18 protein-coding genes are annotated in these 15,923 nt (G+C 55.5%); 10 read left to right on the top strand and 8 right to left on the bottom strand.

The window, feature by feature from the left end:
• Window positions 1-17: 17 nt before the first annotated feature.
• The gene (locus TH19_RS14960; RefSeq protein ID WP_114103163.1) at window positions 18-932 is read right to left on the bottom strand and encodes an AraC family transcriptional regulator; all 915 of its coding nucleotides are present in this window, start codon (window positions 930-932) and stop codon (window positions 18-20) included.
• Between the two features lie 170 nt (window positions 933-1,102).
• Between TH19_RS14960 and TH19_RS14955 the strand changes: the two genes are divergently transcribed.
• Together TH19_RS14955 and TH19_RS14950 are read left to right on the top strand one after the other, a co-directional pair.
• On the top strand, window positions 1,103-1,849 hold the full coding sequence (locus TH19_RS14955) for an SDR family oxidoreductase (protein WP_220151747.1): 747 nt from the start codon (window positions 1,103-1,105) through the stop codon (window positions 1,847-1,849).
• 92 nt (window positions 1,850-1,941) lie between these two features.
• Entirely contained in the window at window positions 1,942-2,208 is a 267-nt protein-coding gene (locus tag TH19_RS14950; protein WP_258547978.1) for an Atu4866 domain-containing protein, read from the top strand.
• Between the two features lie 63 nt (window positions 2,209-2,271).
• Here TH19_RS14950 and TH19_RS14945 read toward each other — a convergent pair whose 3' ends face one another.
• Entirely contained in the window at window positions 2,272-2,913 is a 642-nt protein-coding gene (locus TH19_RS14945; RefSeq protein ID WP_258547977.1) for a class I SAM-dependent methyltransferase, read from the bottom strand.
• A 155-nt stretch (window positions 2,914-3,068) separates the two neighbouring features.
• On the opposite strand from TH19_RS14945, the gene TH19_RS14940 reads away from it, so the two are divergent.
• Complete coding sequence (locus TH19_RS14940) at window positions 3,069-3,542, top strand: RrF2 family transcriptional regulator (protein ID WP_114103161.1); 474 nt, start codon at window positions 3,069-3,071, stop codon at window positions 3,540-3,542.
• A gap of 1 nt (window position 3,543) precedes the next feature.
• Here the strand turns inward: TH19_RS14940 and TH19_RS14935 are convergent, their stop codons facing one another.
• The gene (locus TH19_RS14935) at window positions 3,544-3,996 is read right to left on the bottom strand and encodes a nucleoside deaminase (RefSeq protein WP_114103160.1); all 453 of its coding nucleotides are present in this window, start codon (window positions 3,994-3,996) and stop codon (window positions 3,544-3,546) included.
• A 308-nt stretch (window positions 3,997-4,304) separates the two neighbouring features.
• Between TH19_RS14935 and TH19_RS14930 the strand changes: the two genes are divergently transcribed.
• The 6 genes from TH19_RS14930 to TH19_RS14905 all read left to right on the top strand — a co-directional run bounded on the left by TH19_RS14930 (window position 4,305) and on the right by TH19_RS14905 (window position 10,489).
• The gene (locus TH19_RS14930; protein WP_114103159.1) at window positions 4,305-5,027 is read left to right on the top strand and encodes a gamma-glutamyl-gamma-aminobutyrate hydrolase family protein; all 723 of its coding nucleotides are present in this window, start codon (window positions 4,305-4,307) and stop codon (window positions 5,025-5,027) included.
• A complete protein-coding gene (locus tag TH19_RS14925) occupies window positions 5,024-6,385 on the top strand; it encodes a pseudouridine synthase (protein WP_114103158.1) in 1,362 nt (453 codons plus the stop codon). The genes TH19_RS14930 and TH19_RS14925 overlap by 4 nt, the downstream gene beginning before the upstream one ends.
• Window positions 6,386-6,391: 6 nt before the next feature.
• Window positions 6,392-6,961: a 16S rRNA (guanine(966)-N(2))-methyltransferase RsmD gene (rsmD, locus tag TH19_RS14920; RefSeq protein WP_114103157.1), complete on the top strand. Its 570-nt coding sequence runs from the start codon at window positions 6,392-6,394 to the stop codon at window positions 6,959-6,961.
• A 118-nt stretch (window positions 6,962-7,079) separates the two neighbouring features.
• Window positions 7,080-7,667 (top strand): helix-turn-helix domain-containing protein, encoded by a 588-nt coding sequence (locus TH19_RS14915; RefSeq protein WP_114103156.1) that lies wholly within the window; start codon window positions 7,080-7,082, stop codon window positions 7,665-7,667.
• Window positions 7,668-7,767: 100 nt separating this feature from the next.
• Window positions 7,768-8,934 (top strand): MFS transporter, encoded by a 1,167-nt coding sequence (locus TH19_RS14910; protein ID WP_114103155.1) that lies wholly within the window; start codon window positions 7,768-7,770, stop codon window positions 8,932-8,934.
• A gap of 97 nt (window positions 8,935-9,031) precedes the next feature.
• Complete coding sequence (locus TH19_RS14905; protein WP_114103154.1) at window positions 9,032-10,489, top strand: serine hydrolase domain-containing protein; 1,458 nt, start codon at window positions 9,032-9,034, stop codon at window positions 10,487-10,489.
• A gap of 2 nt (window positions 10,490-10,491) precedes the next feature.
• Here TH19_RS14905 and chrA read toward each other — a convergent pair whose 3' ends face one another.
• The 4 genes from chrA to TH19_RS14885 form a co-directional block, all read right to left on the bottom strand.
• Entirely contained in the window at window positions 10,492-11,715 is a 1,224-nt protein-coding gene (chrA, locus tag TH19_RS14900) for a chromate efflux transporter (RefSeq protein ID WP_114103153.1), read from the bottom strand.
• Window positions 11,716-11,964: 249 nt separating this feature from the next.
• Window positions 11,965-13,434 carry an AMP nucleosidase gene (locus tag TH19_RS14895; protein WP_114103152.1) on the bottom strand — a complete coding sequence of 490 codons (1,470 nt, stop codon included), beginning with the start codon at window positions 13,432-13,434 and terminating at the stop codon, window positions 11,965-11,967.
• A gap of 515 nt (window positions 13,435-13,949) precedes the next feature.
• Window positions 13,950-14,192, bottom strand: coding sequence for a hypothetical protein (locus TH19_RS14890; protein WP_114103151.1), 243 nt, complete (start codon window positions 14,190-14,192; stop codon window positions 13,950-13,952).
• A 1-nt stretch (window position 14,193) separates the two neighbouring features.
• A complete protein-coding gene (locus TH19_RS14885) occupies window positions 14,194-14,721 on the bottom strand; it encodes an RNA polymerase sigma factor (RefSeq protein ID WP_114103150.1) in 528 nt (175 codons plus the stop codon).
• 344 nt (window positions 14,722-15,065) lie between these two features.
• Here TH19_RS14885 and TH19_RS14880 point away from each other — a divergent pair, with 344 nt between their 5' ends.
• A complete protein-coding gene (locus TH19_RS14880; RefSeq protein WP_147250777.1) occupies window positions 15,066-15,275 on the top strand; it encodes a hypothetical protein in 210 nt (69 codons plus the stop codon).
• A 75-nt stretch (window positions 15,276-15,350) separates the two neighbouring features.
• On the opposite strand, the gene TH19_RS14875 is transcribed toward TH19_RS14880, so the two are convergent.
• Window positions 15,351-15,866, bottom strand: coding sequence for a YqaA family protein (locus tag TH19_RS14875; protein WP_258547976.1), 516 nt, complete (start codon window positions 15,864-15,866; stop codon window positions 15,351-15,353).
• Between the last annotated feature and the right edge of the window lie 57 nt (window positions 15,867-15,923).

Raw genomic sequence — 15,923 nt, 5'->3', positions numbered from 1 at the left:
GGCCCGATGCCCGGCGATCAGGTATGCATTTCACCTGACCGGGCATCCCCGTTTTGCCCAAGGATCGCCAGGACATCGCGCATCGGCGGCGCACCAAACATCCGCGCATATTCGCGACTGAACTGCGATGTACTTTCATAACCGACTTCATAGGCAGCACTGGCCGCATCCTTCATTTCGGCCAGCATGATCTGACGGGCCGTGGTCAGGCGCAGCCGCTTTTGATATTGCAGCGGGCTCATCGCGGTGACCTGTTTGAAGTGATGATGGAAGGATGACGGGCTCATATTGGCGAAATCGGCCAGCTCCTCGATCTTGAGCGGCTTGTCAAAGTTATCCTTCATCAACCGCAATACCGCCGATATCCGTTGCATGTTGCTGCCACCAATCGCAAGCCCCGCGATCAGCGCACCCTTACCGGTACACAGCAACCGATAATGCACTTCGCGCATCAAAAGCGGGAACATCACGGGCACATCGGCCAGCCGGTCCAGCAATTCAACAACCCGAAGGACCGCGTCGATCAGGCTTTCGGTTGTTTGTTCGACAAACAATCCGCGCGCGCTTTCGCCCTCTGCCCCGATCTTGATATCCATATGGGTGACAAGCTCGCTCAGTATCTTGGGATCAAGATCAAGCGACAAACTGCGATAGGGTTCGGCTTCGCTGGCGTCGGTTACATGCCCGACAAGGGGCAAATCCACCGACGCCGCCAATAACTGCCCCGGTGCATATCGATAGACCTCGTGCCCAAGCGTCACTTCCTTCGCACCCGAAACAATCAGGCACAGGCACGGCTTGTAAATCGTCGGCACCTTCAGGCTGGGACCGGTTGACCGGAACATCCAGACAGGCTCAACCGCCGTGCGCACCGAGCCATCCGCCTCGCAGTATTTGTCAATCAGATTACAAAGCCGCTGATAGCTATCCATTACCAAATCCCTCGCATTTCCTAGGATGCAGTATACACACCCTCACACCCGGACAAAGCCCGCTTTGACCCACTTGGAGGATTAGGCAATCCAATTCGAGTTCTGTGTATTCAACAAGCCACATCTGATCGGCACAGTAAGCGCCATGACACAAACACAAGGAGCATGTCATGACGAACCCGATCAATTATCTCGAAAACAAAACCGTCATCATCACCGGCGCCAGCAGCGGCATCGGCGAAGCCACCGCCCGCCTTCTGGCATCACGCGGGGCCAAAGTAGTCCTTGGCGCACGGCGCACCGAACGCCTTGACCAGATTGTCACGGAAATCGAGGCCGCCGGTGGCAAAGCAATGGCACGGTCCGTTGACGTTACCAATGCCGAAAGCGTCGAAGCACTGGTTTACAGTGCCCAGAACCTGTTTGGCACCGTTGATGCGATCTTTAACAATGCCGGTGTGATGCCGCTGGCCCCGATGTCGGAACTTAAAACCGACGAATGGGATAACATGATCAACGTCAATATCCGTGGCGTTCTGAACGGGATTGCCGCTGTTCTGCCGATCTTCAAAACACAAGGCGGCGGCCATGTTATCAACACCGCATCCATCGGTGCCCATGTTGTCGTGCCAAGCGGGGCGGTTTACTGCGCAACCAAGTATGCCGTCTGGGCCATTTCCGAAGGTCTGCGTCAGGAAAGCACAGATGTCCGCGTCACGACCATTTCGCCGGGCGTGGTTGAAACCGAACTTGGCCACGACATTTCCGATCCGACCAGCAAGGAATTGCTGACCCAGTTCCGCCAGATCGCCCTGACACCTGATGCGATTGCACGCGCGGTTCTCTATGCGCTTGATCAGCCTGCCGACGTTGACGTCAACGAAGTCATCGTCCGGCCGACTGCATCCGCCTTCTGATGAAGAAATTCATCCTTTCATCGGGCTTTGCTCCCTTGCTGATGGTGCTGGTGGTGCTTGCACCATCAGCACCCGCCCAACAGGAGACTGAGATGAACAAAACCACCCAAACCGCCCCGCATCCCTATATCGGCATGTGGGTCACCAAGGACGGTCATGTCCGTCAGGAACTGTTGCCCGATGGCCGCTATGACGAGGCCCGCGGCACACGCCAATCTGCCTATCAGGGCGACTATCAGGTATCGGGCAATTACATCACCTATCAGGATGACACCGGCTTTACCGCCGACGGCTATTTTGAAAATGACGTCCTGTATCACGGCGGCATGGTGATGTTCCGCGAGGCGTCGATTAATTAGCCCAGCGTACTGAACCCCGGACAACACGGGCGGGCATGTTGGCCCGCCCGGTTTTGCTTTTACTCAGATACGTTCAAGTGCAATGACCGTATCAATGACCGATCCCTTTTCACCCTTGGGACCAGTCGCCATACGCTCGAAATTATCCACGGTGACGGTTTTCCACTGGCTCATATCAAGCCCCAGCGCATCCAGTGCCTGTTCAGGTGTCGGGAACACCATGTCTTCGGATGCCCATGACCAAGACGGTCGCGATCCATGGGTGGTGATCAGCAACAAGCCCTTTGGCGAAACCTGCTGCGATGCCCGGTTCAAAACCGTGTCGCGGGCAAACTCAAGTGGCGATTGCAGGAATTGTGCAGTTACCAGATCAAACATGCCGTCGGGCAAACTTGCGCCCAGATCATGGGCCTCGAACACGATGTTATCCTGCACATCATTCCGCAGGGCATTGGCACGCGCATAGCCCAGTGCCGTTTCCGAGATATCAACAGCCGTGACCTGCCAACCGCCCTTTGCCAGCCAGACGGCGTCATCGCCCTTACCACAACCAAGTTCAAGTGCGCGTCCCACCGGGCGACCGGCAACAAACCGTTCAAGAACGGCCGACGGCTTGCCGCTGGTTTGCGGGGACTGCTTTTCATAGGTTTCTTCCCAAAAGGTTCTGGGGTCCATTTTGGGATCGACATTGGGATCAAATTTCATCGGGCTCTCTTGATAAAGTCGGGGGATATCCGTGACTGCGAATCACGTAACATTAAAAGTTACATGATTCGGCAAACCTGTCAATTTCATGTATCTTTGATTGTTACATGTGATAAAAATGGCAGGAAATCTGATCGATACACAGGACCGACTTCATGCGTCAGGACAACCGCCTGCCCCGGGTTTTGCATGCCCTTCTGCATCTGAGCGACATGAAAGACCCGGCCACATCCGAACAGCTGGCCGGGATGCTCAATACCAATGCCGCAGTTGTCAGACGGACAATGGCGGGGCTTCGGGATCAGGGGATTCTGATATCCATCAAGGGGCATGGCGGCGGCTGGCAACTGGCAAGGCCGCTTGAAAAGATCACACTGGCGGAAATCTACGAGGCCCTCGGCGCACCAACCCTGTTTGCATTGGGATGCAACAATGAAAACAGCCAGTGTCTGATGGAAAAGGCTGCCAATGCCGCAACCGCCCGCGCCCTGCAAAAGGCGTCGGAAACCTTTATCGGCATCTTGTCATCGGTCACCATGGCCGATCTGGCGGTTGATTTTGAAAAACGGCTGGCGGAGTTGGGCCTAAGCCCGGATGACCCGCATCATTCCGGCGATCACCACCATTGAGCTAGCGCAGACTGCCAAAGAAATCCTTCAAAAGCTTGGCGGCCTCAACCTCGCCAATCCCGCCATAAACTTCGGGCCGGTGATGGCAGCTTGAACTTTCGAAAACACGCGGGCCGTGATCCACACCACCGCCCTTGGGATCATAAGCCCCGAAATAGACCCGGCGCAGACGGGCAAACGAGATCGCGGTTGCGCACATCGGGCAAGGTTCAAGGGTGACATACAGATCGCAATTGGGAAGACGTGGTTCGCCCTTGGCCCCGGCCGCGGCCCGGATCACCAGAATTTCGGCATGGGCCGTCGGATCGTTCATTTCTTCGGTCAGGTTTCCGGCACGTGCCAAGACTTCGCCGGTATCGGCATCAACCAGAACCGCACCAACCGGCACCTCGCCGCGGCGCGCAGCAGCACGTGCTTCTTCAAGGGCCATGTCCATATAGCTGTCTGCGCTCATGCTTTTTCATCCCGCTGATCTTGTCGACAAATGGCGTGACCTGTCGTGCCGATGTCCGGTCTTTTGCTTCATTTTAGGACACTATTAGGACACTTGGCCGATATTTTGGCTGTTTGCATTGTCCTATCAGATCACAGGATCGGTCAAGCGATGATCAAGCGATCACAGATCGCAGAGTTCCCCTTGCCCGTCTGCGCAGAACGCATAGACTGTCAGCGTGAATTGCCGTTGCCCTTGGCGACGTACACAGGTAGTTTCCGCCAGAATTCATTCGCCATTCCGTCACCAGCATCAAGGTTCCGTTCGTCATGACCACGCGCAAGCCGATCATTGGCATTACTCTCGATTCCGAAGAACCGGGCGGGTATTCCAAATTTCCGTGGTATGCGCTGCGTGAAAACTATGCCGGTGCGGTCACTGCGGCGGGCGGCATTCCCATGCCCCTGCCCCACGAAGTTGAACTTGTGCCCGACTTGCTTGATCTGATTGACGGGCTTGTGGTTACCGGTGGCGCGTTTGACGTTGACCCCAGCCTGTTTGGCGCAACCGAAAAACACGACACGGTTGTTACCAAGGATCGGCGCACCAAATTTGAATGGGCGATGGCCGAAGGTGCGCTCAAACGCGACATGCCAGTTCTGGGCATTTGCGGCGGGCAGCAGCTTTTGAACGTTATTCTGGGCGGATCATTGATTCAGCACATCCCTGACGCGATCGAAAATTGCCTTCCGCACGAACAGCCCAACCCGCGCAACGAGCCGGGTCATGACGTTACGGTCGAGGCCGATACGCTTCTGGCCAAAATCGTTGGCGATGTCAAAACACTGTCGGTCAATTCCGCCCACCATCAGGCGGTTGATGGGGTTGGCCCGGATGTGATCATCAATTCCTATGCGCCAGATGGCGTGATCGAGGGGATTGAACATCCGAAATACCGTTATTGTCTCGGGGTCCAGTGGCATCCCGAATTCCATATCAGTTCGGGCGATGCGAAGATTTTCGACGCCCTGATTTCCGAGGCCCGCAAATGAGCGACAACAACGACAACCAGAACGAAAACAAAGGCGAACGCATTGCCAAACGCATCGCGCGTTCAGGTGTCTGTTCGCGGCGTGATGCCGAACGCATGATCGCCGAAGGTCTGGTGCGCCTGAATGGCCAAAAGCTTGATAGCCCGGCCGTCACTGTCACCGACGAGGACGAGATCATTGTCGATGGCAAGCCGCTTCCCGAAAAGGAAAAGCCGCGTCTTTGGCGTCTGTTTAAAAAACGCGGACTGGTCACCAGCCACCGCGATGAACAGGGCCGCGACACGGTATTTGAACATCTGCCAAGCTATGTCCCGCGTGTGATTTCGGTTGGTCGTCTTGACCTTAACTCCGAAGGGTTGCTGTTGCTGACCAATGACGGGGAACTTGCCCGTTATCTGGAACTTCCGGCAACTGGCTGGGCGCGCCGGTATCGTGTACGCGTACATGGCCGGATCGAGGAAGAAAAACTTAAACAGCTTGAAGCCGGTATCACGGTTGATGGTGTGAATTACGGTTCCATCCAGGCCGAAGTGGATGTTCAAAAAGGCACCAATGCCTGGATGACCGTCACCCTTCGCGAAGGCAAGAACCGTGAAATCCGTCGCGTGATGGAACATCTGGGCTGGCCGGTAACACGCCTGATGCGTGTATCCTATGGCCCGTTCCAACTTGGTAGCCTAGCACCGGGCGAGTGCGAGGAAATCACCGGCAAGGTAATGAAAGAACAGCTTGCTGCGTTCTTCCGCGGGGATTACAGCAAGGTTTCCGAAAAGAAATCGGTTGCCCGTGGTGACACCGGCCGCCCCAAAGCACCGCGTACCGTGTTTGGCCAACCAGCCCAGCGCAAACGCCCGCAAGGCGGCCCGGCAGGCAACGCACAGAATACCAGTGACGGCGAGGAACAGCGCGATACCCGCGCAGCTTCGCGCCCAAGTTCCGGTGCCGCCCGCAAGGGCCCGCGCATTGGTGCAGCCCCGCGTCCGGGTGGACGTGGCAAACCGGCCGCCCAGAATGCCCGCCCGGAACGCGAAGAGCGTGATGAACGTGGTGCAGCACGTCCGACCAACAAGGGTCGCGGTCGTTATGGCGCAGGTGGCAAGGCCGGTGCATCCGATGAACGCAATGCCGGTGGCAATGCACGCGGTCGCGGCCGTGGCGCAGGTGCCGGTGCCGGGGGAAGTTCCGGTGCAGGCGCGGGTGGCGGTCGTTCCGGCAACCGTTCTGGCGGCAACTTCAACGATGTCAGCAACAAGCCGGTCGGACGTTCAGGCGCACGCGGCGGCAAGCCTGCATCATCGGGCAATTCCGCACCGGGTCGCAAACCCGCAGGCAACCGCCCGCGCGGCAAAAAGGACTGAACATAAATGCGGATTGTCGGCGGAAGTCATCGTGGACGGGTTCTAAACGCGCCTGAAGGGCGCGATACCCGCCCGACCCTTGATCGTGTGCGCGAGGCACTTTTTAACATCCTGTCGCACGCATCACGCTGGTACGAGGATGACTTCCATCCGCTTTATGACGGTGTGGTGCTTGATGCCTATGCCGGGTCCGGTGCATTGGGCCTGGAAGCCCTTTCGCGCGGCGCATCCAGGGCGGTGTTCTTTGACACCGACCGCAAGGCACTTGCCATTGTCGATCAGAATATCGAGACCCTTAAGGTCGGCAATAAAACCAAGGTTCAGCGCGCAGACGCCACCAAACCGCCACGCGCCATTGAACCGGCCAGCATGATTTTCCTTGATCCGCCCTATGGCAAGGAACTTCTGGAACCCAGCATCACCGCCCTTGCCGCGGCCGGATGGATTGATGCCAATACCCTGATCATTGCCGAACGCGATCCCCGTGATCCTGAAATCGCTCTTGCCGGGTTCGAGCTTTGCGATTCTCGCAAATATGGCCGCTGCCAGATTGATATCGGGCGTATGGTTGGCTGATTTGTGCGCCTTGCCCGTTTCCGAGCGATCAGACGCAGATCAGCTATTCGCCAGCAACCTGCTGCCATAAATTTCAATCTGTGATACCGTTCCGGCACATTTGAAACGGTTGATTGTTATGCAAGCCCTGTCCACACCCGCACCAGACAAGGAATTCGGACGCCTGTTGCGCCAATGGCGTCGCACAAGCGACATCAAACAGGCGCGTCTGGCCGATATTCTGGGTGTCACACAGGCAACCGTTTCGCGTTGGGAAAACGGCACACAACGCCCGGCCCCGCTGCAATATGATCTGATTGATCAGATGATGACGCGCAAACGCAATTTCCGCCTTGATCACGCAATCAAGCGCCTGGTGATGCATTCCAATCAGCGCGTCCACCTGATCGAAGACAGGTCCCACCGGCTGCTTTGTGCATCCCATGCGCGTGCGCAGGAATGGCAACGTGATTGCACAGACCTTCTGGGCACGTCGCTTTGGCAGTTTGCCACCCCGGAAATCGCCACCGCAGAAAAAAGCCTGCATGACCTTGGCTGGCACGAAGATCAGGCAGATCACCTGACATTTGAAACATCACGGCGCGATGGGGCACCAATGCGCATCGTTGACAGTTTCATTCTGTGGGAACGTTTCTTCCTGTCAGACGGTACGGCTGTGCGCCTGACCACCGGCTTTGATCAGGCACCTGATCATCTCGGCGCATAATCGCCACGCATATTTCATACGTGGCCCTGCAAAGCCATTATCGGGTAGTTAATCCAAACACCCCTTGCACCACCAAAAAAACACCCGACGGAAACGCCCCATGCCCCCGATCCTTGCCATTGTCATTCTTTATGGACTTGGACTGACCGCATCCATGCAGGTTGGTCTGATTGGCCCGATTGCACCTGATTTGCGCGCCGGCTTCGGACTAAGCCAAGCGGAATTCGGACTGGTCGCGTCCCTGATTACGGCGGCGGGCGCATTGACCGCCATCCCGACCGGTGTGTGGGCCGCGCGTGCGGGTTTGCGCAAATCGCTGGTGCTTGGTTGTGTGATGATGATTACCGGTGCGACGATCTTTGCGACGGCCAATGTCAGCACCCTTCTTTATGTCGGGCGACTGGTGACCAGTATCGGCTATTTGCTGATCGTTGTTGGCGCACCAAGCTGGATGGCCGGGTTCAACAACCCGAAACTGGTCGCCATGGCCATGAGCATTTGGGGCACCTTCATCCCGGTCGGCATTGCACTTGGTAACTGGGTCAGTGCGGCAATGGTGGTGTGGCTTGACTGGCGACTGGCGGTCGGGGCCTGTACCCTTCCGATCCTGATCTTGCTGCCATTCCTTGCCATGATGGAAAATCCGCCAACGCCGACTGTTCGCAAATCCCTGACAGTCGGGGTGATGGGTGTTTTAAAATCCCGCCCGGCCCTTAAGGTAGCTCTGACATTTTCGGCCTTTGCCGGGGCGACATCGGCCGCCCTTGCCTTCATGCCTGCAATGATGGTCGATAATCTTGATATCGGCATTGCCCTTGCCGCCGGGATTATCGGCACCACCGCCATTGCCGGAAACATTGTCGGCAGTATTGGCGCAGGCATGGCACTTGGTCGGCAAATTCCGGGCCGCAGCATCCTGGTCATTTTCCTGCCGGTGATGGCGGCTGCCATCGGCACATTGTTTATCAGCAACAACATGATGCTCAGCCTTGTCGCCCTTGTGATCTTTAATATCGGTCAGGGGGCAGTTGCCGGGACATGCTTTGCCCTGTTGCCGGGCATTGCCAAAGGCGGGCTTTCTATGCCGGCCCTGCAAGGGATGCTTGCCCAGTTCGCCGAGATTTTTGTGGTCATTGTGCCACCCCTTACCGGGGCGATGATTGATCATAATGGCTGGACCGGGGCGGCGGGAATTCTTGCCGGTTTCTATTTTACCGGCTTCCTGATTTCTGCCCTGAAATCACCGATGCGGCGCGCAACTGCCTGACCCTATACAATACGATGACTTGACCTACCCGGCGAAGCAGGCGACCCTCCTTTTCCCCGGCAAAGAGGGGCAATGAAACACTGGGTAAGGAAACAGGATGCACTGGATCAAGGCGATCTTTATCGGATTGATATTGATTGGCCTGTCGACCGTTGCCGGTTTCTTTATCTGGCTTGCCCCGGTGGGCGCTGCCTATAGCGCCAAGATCATGTGTTCGGCCATTTTCGTAAATGGACTGCCATCGACCCGCGCCCACGAAGAAGACGTTCTTGCCGACAATAATGCGTTACTATCGCTCATCACCACCAATGTGGATTTGCGCAATCAAACCGTCAGTGCCCATGCATTCGGTTTTCGCAAACGCTTTGCGGTTTACCGTCCGAATCTTGGTTGCACCCTTGCCGATGATCAGGCCCAGATTGCCCGGCTGCGCAACGCGACCCCCGTCATCAAACCGATTGCGCCCGCCCCCCTTCTGACCACCTCCTTACCGGCCGAGGTAGATCGTCGCGCCTTGAACAATGTGCTGTTTGATGCAATGGACGAACCCGGCGTTATCCCGGAAAGACGCACACGTGCGGCACTTGTCCTGCATCGTGGCAAAGTGGTCGCGGAACGCTATGCCGAAGGCATCAGTGCCGAAACGCCCCTTCCGGGCTGGTCGATAACCAAAAGCGTCTGGAACACGATCATAGGCCGGATGCGTCAGGAAGGCTTGATGCCTGATATCCATGATCCAGTTCTGATCAATGAATGGCAATCGCAAACCGGCGACCCGCGCGCGACCATCACCTATGACCAGTTGCTTCGGATGCGCAGCGGCCTTGAATTCAGCGAAGCCTATTGGAACCCGTTATCGGACGTGGTTCAGATGCTGTTCATTGAACCGGCTGCCGCCGGGTTTGCCGTATCCAAGCCGCTTGAAAGCACGCCGGGCGAGGTGTTTTCCTATAATTCCGGCGCACCAAATATCCTGTCCGCTGCTGTCCGCAATCTAAGCGGATCACGCGCAACCTATCTGACCCGCCCGACTGAATTGCTGTTCCGTCCTTTGGGAATGCAAAGTGCCGTGATCGAAACCGATCCCGAGGGATATTTCGTTGCATCAAGCTTTATGCACGCCACGGCACGCGACTGGGCCAAGATCGGGCAACTTTATTTGCAGGATGGCGTGTGGAACGGCGAACGCCTGTTGCCCAAGGGCTGGGTCAGCTATTCCACAAGCCCGGCTGAAAACGATCCGGACGGTATTTATGGCGCAAGCTGGTGGCTTGATCTGCCCGGCGGGAATGAAGATGACGACAATTCAAACCACGCAAAGATCCCCGATGATGCGTTCTTTGCCCGCGGGCATGACGGCCAATCAATCACGGTCATCCCGTCCAAGGAACTGGTGATTGTGCGGCTGGGCATCACCCGTAAACGCGAAGCATTCAATTTGCGCAAATTTGTTGCCGATATCAGCAATCTGTTTCCCGATACGCCAGCCGTCCCCGATGACCTGCCCGTCGAAGGCGCAGTGATCGACGGCGCGATCACGACCAGCACCGACTAGCGCTAGATCATAAGGCCTGACAAATACCCTGCCATTGCCCCGATCCCGACCAGGGCCCAGACGGGGATGATCCGCCATTGCAAAACGGCAAATGCAATTGCCACACAGCCGACATCAAACATGTCATGGATCGCACCGGTCCAGATCGGCTGATACAGCACCGCTGCCAGCAATCCGACCACGGCGGCATTAACCCCCATCAATCCGGCCTGCATCGCCGGGACATGACGCACCCGATCCCAAAACGGCAACAGGCCAACCACCAGAAGCCATGCGGGCAAAAAGATCGCAACAAGTGTGACCATCGAGGTGATCAGACTGACCCAAATGCCGCCACGTCCCAAACTGTCGGCCCCGCCATGTAAAACCGCACCAAGATAGGCCGCAAAGGTAAAGATCGGCCCCGGCACCGCCTGGGTCGCACCATATCCGGCAAGGAAGGTTTCGGTATCAACCCAGCCGGGATCAACAACAGCGTTCTGTAAAAGCGGCAACACAACGTGCCCGCCCCCGAACACCAGTGCGCCACTGCGATAAAACCCGTCAATCACCGCAAATAGACCAGTTTGATCGATCCCGGCAGCAACCGGCAGCAAAACCAGCAAAGCAAAGAACAAGGCAATGGCCAAGACCGCACCCTTGGTCGAATGTGGTTTGGGCACCTCGAACGGTTGATCATCGACCTTGGCGCGTAACAGGATAAAGCCCGCCACCATCCCGCCAAGGATCACCCCGAACTGGGCATAAACCGTATCAGCAACAATCATGATGATGGTTGCCGCAATCGCCAGTACGATGCGCGGCATATCAGGACACAGGCTTCGCGCCATCCCGATCAGGGCATGGGCAACCACCCCGACCGCCACCAGCTTCAATCCGCGAATGACACCATCAATCGAAGACGGATCAAATCCGGTAAAGGCAACCCCAAGAACGGCCAGAACAATCGCCGATGGCATGGTGAAACCAAACCATGCAACAAGCGATCCGCGCACCCCGCCAAGTGCCATACCGATCCCCATACCGACCTGCGAGCTGGCAGGCCCCGGGGCAAACTGGCACAGTGCGACCAGATCGGCATAACGCGCATCACTCAGCCATTTGCGACGGACGACGAATTCTTCCCGGAAATAGCTGATATGGGCAACCGGCCCGCCAAAACTGGTTAATCCAAGCCGCAAAAAAATCAGGAAAATCTGCCACAGTCCGACGGTGCCGGACGGCATTATTGTGCCCTTGTCCACGGAACGATCACCGGGCATCGGGGACTGATTTGATAAGGGGTTGCTCATTGCTGGTTTTGATCCCTGATCACATGGCGTGTGTCATTTGCGACTGACCATACGCAACGCACCGACCCCGGCAAAGCCAAAACCGATTGCCCCGCCATTCGTCATCAAACCATAACAAAACCCCTGCCACCGCGATTTGGCAGTGGCAGGGGTTTGAAAATTCTGGTCCGAAAGGTGGTAAACCTAGCGGAAGGCAGGCTCGTCCAAAGACCGCAATTTGCGGGAATGGAGCTGATTGACTTCCTGACGCAGGGTATCAATCGTATCGAGACCAACCTGAAGATGCTGACCGATCCGCTGGCGATAGAAATTGTTCGCCATGCCCGGCAGTTTCAATTCGCCATGCACAGGCTTGTCAGAAACACACAGCAACGTGCCGTACGGAACGCGGAACCGGAAACCATTGGCGGCAATGGTTGCACTTTCCATATCGACCGCGATTGCGCGGGACTGGTTAAGGCGAACGAACAATTCGCTGTAACGCAGTTCCCAGTTGCGGTTATCCGTGGTTGCCACGGTACCGGTACGCATACGCGCCTTCATTTCGCGACCTTTAAGGCCGGTGATCTTGGCAACCGAATTGGCAAGGGCAACCTGCACCTCGGCAATCGGCGGCACCGGAATCCAAAGCGGCAGGTCAGAATCAAGCACGTGATCATCACGGACATAGCCATGTGCCAGGACATAATCGCCCAGCAACTGGCTGCGACGCAGACCAGCACAGTGGCCCAGCATCAACCAGCAATGCGGGCGCAGGACAGCAATATGGTCCGTCGCGGTTTTGGCGTTTGACGGCCCAACCCCGATATTGACCAACGTCACGCCAAGCCCGTCTTCACGGATCAGGTGATAGGACGGCATCTGCGGCAATTGCTTGACCGGTTCACCGGATTCAACCCAGCCCTTTGGCGCGTTTTTGCGAACATGGACTTTGGGCCCGGGTTCGACAAAAGCGACATAGGGGCTTTTGGGGTCCTCAAGCTGTGCCTTGGCGAACTCGATGAATTCGTCGACATAGCGCTGATAGTTGGTGAACAGCACGAACTTCTGGAAATGTTCCGGTGCCGTTGCCGTATAGTGGCGCAGACGGGCCAGCGAATAGTCCACACGTTCACCGGAAAACAGTGACAGCGGTTTCGGGCCTTCGCTATTGCCGTAATGCACACCATTGGCGATGTCATCGTCGGTACGCGCCAGATCGGGCATATCAAAGATAAGCTGCATCGGACGAATATCGGTTGGACCGATGCTGTCGGTTGCCGATGCCACCAGGAACGGCAACGGGATCGGACGATCCGAGACACCAACCACAACCGGTACATCGTGGTTTTTCAGCAAAAGTTCGATTTGCTCGCGGTAATATTCTTCATACAGATCAGGCCGGGTCAGCGTGGTGCCATAAACACCCGGATCGCGCGGCGCACCATAGGAAAGCGTGCTTTCAACATGCAGCTTTTCGGGCGGAACCTCGATCCCGAGATAGGGATAATAGGCACGAACAGGGGAAGTTTGCTGACCCTGACCGAACCGGTCAAAGGCCTCCTGGACGGCATTGGCACCGGTCGCATAGATATCCTTGATGCGCGCAAGTGCCTTGTCTGCGTCGGTGAATTCAAACAGATCGCGTACCGATCCATGGACTCCAGAAACCATAATGGATGCTCCTTTTTGTTATTGTTGTTTAGGAGCCTTTGTCTGATCAAGGTGCGCGAAATCGCGCCCGATCAATTACAAAAGCCCTTGGAGCGAGAGATTTATCACCGCCCGCCCGCCTTCTGACAACCGAAAACTTTTTCCCTTCTTCAATCTGCGGGCGAAAAGTCATCAATTGGTAAATCCGGATATGACGATATATCCCGCTTATTGATCGGTTTCAGATGGTTATGACTTATATGTCGGATTTATTTTCAAGAATTCCAAATGACAGTTTTGATGCATGGCTCATAACATCATGTGTCAAACCGGGGATCGACAGGCGATCTGATCGCCATAGCCCGGAATCCGGACAAAAAAAGTGCCGAAACCGGGGGACGGTTTCGGCAATTTCAGGGAGGTGCCTTAGACGTTGAGGGAAAAGACGGTCAACCCTGATATCTGTGTTTATATGACCATTGGTCATTAATGTCAATTTTAATCGACGCAGACCTTCCATTTAAATCCTGCATAGATCAGGCTAATATACCCGCTCTATCGGCAATTGCCTGCAATCTTTCAAGCCTGTGACGCGCCGGGGCATCAAGTGCCCAATGGTCAGATATATCTGTCATCTGCAAGTCGCAGACAATCCTAGCGGCACGCGGGTCACTTTTGACCAGACTTTCGATTTCATGTTTTTCTTCGTCGTCCTCAAGTGTCCCGCGGATATAGCCAAGAATGTGCTCCTTGCCGTATATCGCAAGAACCGGGCTCATATCATGCCGCCTCTGCCACATAACGTGACGCATGTTCGCGTGCTTCGATTCGACCAACCGATGCCCGCAACTTCCGGCGTGCCCGGCCGACACGGGATTTAACCGTACCGATTTCGACCGACATCTGATCGGCGGCCTCCTGATAGGAGATTTCTTCAACAGCGGTCAGCATGATGGCTTCGCGTTCCTGTTCCGGCAGTTCTTCAAGAACACGGTCAGCATCGCGCAACTGCAAACGGGCCATCTGATTGCTGCCATGTCCGTAAATGTCGCCCAGATCATCCCAGTCGACCTGCGGACCACGGGTCTTTTCACGGCGCTTGGCGGAAATAAATGTATTGAACAGGATCCGGTGCAACCAGGCCTTAAGGCTCGTACCTTCTTCGAACTGGTCCTTTTTGCTGATGGCTTTCAACAAAGTGTCCTGAACCAGATCTTGCGCCAGGTCTGCGCTGCCGGTCAGCCGATAAGCATGACGGCGCAAAGCGGGTACATGGTTTTCGATTTCGTTCATCACTTGCATAGACATCACAACCTCCTTGTTCGGATGCCCTAACCGTAACAAACGAAAATAATATTTAAAGTAAAATCGTATGGTTAACTTATGCAATACAATGAAGAAACAGCACTTACACAACAGTATTAACAAACATATCTAACGCACTATAAACAACTTCATTACTTTACCCAACATACTCACGATAATTACTTTACATTACTTACATCACTCCAGCCAGTTACCGAGATGCCGTAAGATGGTTGTCTTATGGAGAAAATGTAGGTAACGTAACTTACTCCAAAATTCGTGAAATCAGTGATTTTCAATGACTTCAGGCGCTTTCTACAGCTTCTGAAATGAACAGGATTCCCGTCGTGCCAACGCCGAAAAGAACAGAAAAGCTCCAGATCATGCTCGACGACGAGGAGCTGAAAGTTATCGACGACTGGCGTTTTGAGCATCGTATGCCGACCCGCGCAGCCGCAATCCGTGAATTGATCCGTCGTGGTCTGATTGCCGAAGACATCGAAGAGCCGGATACAGAAGGCAAAAGCACCACCGATTTCCGTATTGAACCGGAATAAAAAAATCATTTTTCAGAAAAAAAGCCCGGTCAATTGCCGGGCTTTTTCATATTTTTTCGCCAAAGCAGGCATTTCCTAGGCCTTCGGCAACGCCTTTTTCCGTTTTTTGCCCGCAAAGATTCGCGCAATACCGGCTCCGAAGGCGAGCACAAGAACCCAAAGCCCGTAATAGCGCAGACCACGTGATATCGTGATGGCAATCAGAAACAGCCATATCGGATAGGATGCCGCCCCCGCCGCCAAGGCCGCGATTTGCATCGGTACCGGCATAAAGCTGACCAGAAAGACGAACCAGAACCCGCCTTCTTCGAACTTCCCTTGAAGCTCATCAAACTCGTCCTGTCCGCCCATCATGTCGATCAGCGGCTGTGCAAGATCGTCAAACAGCGCCCAAGCCAGAAAATAAAGCCCGATGGCACCGGCGACACTACCAATCAGGGTGACTGTCGCCACCATAAATCCCCGCCGTCGCGACGCGGCCATCACCGGGGTTATCAAAAGTTCGATCGGAATTGGAACAATGGTGGTCTCAAGAAATGATGCACCGGCAATCCCGGTCAATCCCTTGCGCCCCGCGGCCAGGGCATTCAATCGCCTTTGCGTTGCAGAAAGGAATCTTCGAATAGATGACGGTGCCGGTCGCGAACT

The organism is Thalassospira profundimaris (genome assembly GCF_003326675.1).
GTDB classification, from domain to species: Bacteria; Pseudomonadota; Alphaproteobacteria; order Rhodospirillales; family Thalassospiraceae; genus Thalassospira; species Thalassospira aquimaris.
The sequence above is the reverse complement of the archived record's forward strand: the minus strand, read 5'-3'. Positions and strand labels throughout refer to the sequence as shown.

What these genes read in the sequence shown, in the direction of transcription:
- TH19_RS14960 (WP_114103163.1), bottom strand. Translation starts at nt 932, where the DNA reads ATGGATAGCTATCAGCGGCTTTGTAATCTGATTGACAAATACTGCGAG.
- TH19_RS14955 (WP_220151747.1), top strand. Translation starts at nt 1,103, where the DNA reads ATGACGAACCCGATCAATTATCTCGAAAACAAAACCGTCATCATCACC.
- TH19_RS14905 (WP_114103154.1), top strand. Translation starts at nt 9,032, where the DNA reads ATGCACTGGATCAAGGCGATCTTTATCGGATTGATATTGATTGGCCTG.
- TH19_RS14915 (WP_114103156.1), top strand. Translation starts at nt 7,080, where the DNA reads ATGCAAGCCCTGTCCACACCCGCACCAGACAAGGAATTCGGACGCCTG.
- TH19_RS14935 (WP_114103160.1), bottom strand. Translation starts at nt 3,996, where the DNA reads ATGAGCGCAGACAGCTATATGGACATGGCCCTTGAAGAAGCACGTGCT.
- TH19_RS14950 (WP_258547978.1), top strand. Translation starts at nt 1,942, where the DNA reads ATGAACAAAACCACCCAAACCGCCCCGCATCCCTATATCGGCATGTGG.
- TH19_RS14945 (WP_258547977.1), bottom strand. Translation starts at nt 2,913, where the DNA reads ATGAAATTTGATCCCAATGTCGATCCCAAAATGGACCCCAGAACCTTT.
- TH19_RS14885 (WP_114103150.1), bottom strand. Translation starts at nt 14,721, where the DNA reads ATGTCTATGCAAGTGATGAACGAAATCGAAAACCATGTACCCGCTTTG.
- TH19_RS14930 (WP_114103159.1), top strand. Translation starts at nt 4,305, where the DNA reads ATGACCACGCGCAAGCCGATCATTGGCATTACTCTCGATTCCGAAGAA.
- TH19_RS14910 (WP_114103155.1), top strand. Translation starts at nt 7,768, where the DNA reads ATGCCCCCGATCCTTGCCATTGTCATTCTTTATGGACTTGGACTGACC.
- rsmD (WP_114103157.1), top strand. Translation starts at nt 6,392, where the DNA reads ATGCGGATTGTCGGCGGAAGTCATCGTGGACGGGTTCTAAACGCGCCT.
- TH19_RS14890 (WP_114103151.1), bottom strand. Translation starts at nt 14,192, where the DNA reads ATGAGCCCGGTTCTTGCGATATACGGCAAGGAGCACATTCTTGGCTAT.
- TH19_RS14925 (WP_114103158.1), top strand. Translation starts at nt 5,024, where the DNA reads ATGAGCGACAACAACGACAACCAGAACGAAAACAAAGGCGAACGCATT.
- TH19_RS14940 (WP_114103161.1), top strand. Translation starts at nt 3,069, where the DNA reads ATGCGTCAGGACAACCGCCTGCCCCGGGTTTTGCATGCCCTTCTGCAT.
- TH19_RS14895 (WP_114103152.1), bottom strand. Translation starts at nt 13,434, where the DNA reads ATGGTTTCTGGAGTCCATGGATCGGTACGCGATCTGTTTGAATTCACC.
- chrA (WP_114103153.1), bottom strand. Translation starts at nt 11,715, where the DNA reads ATGCCGTCCGGCACCGTCGGACTGTGGCAGATTTTCCTGATTTTTTTG.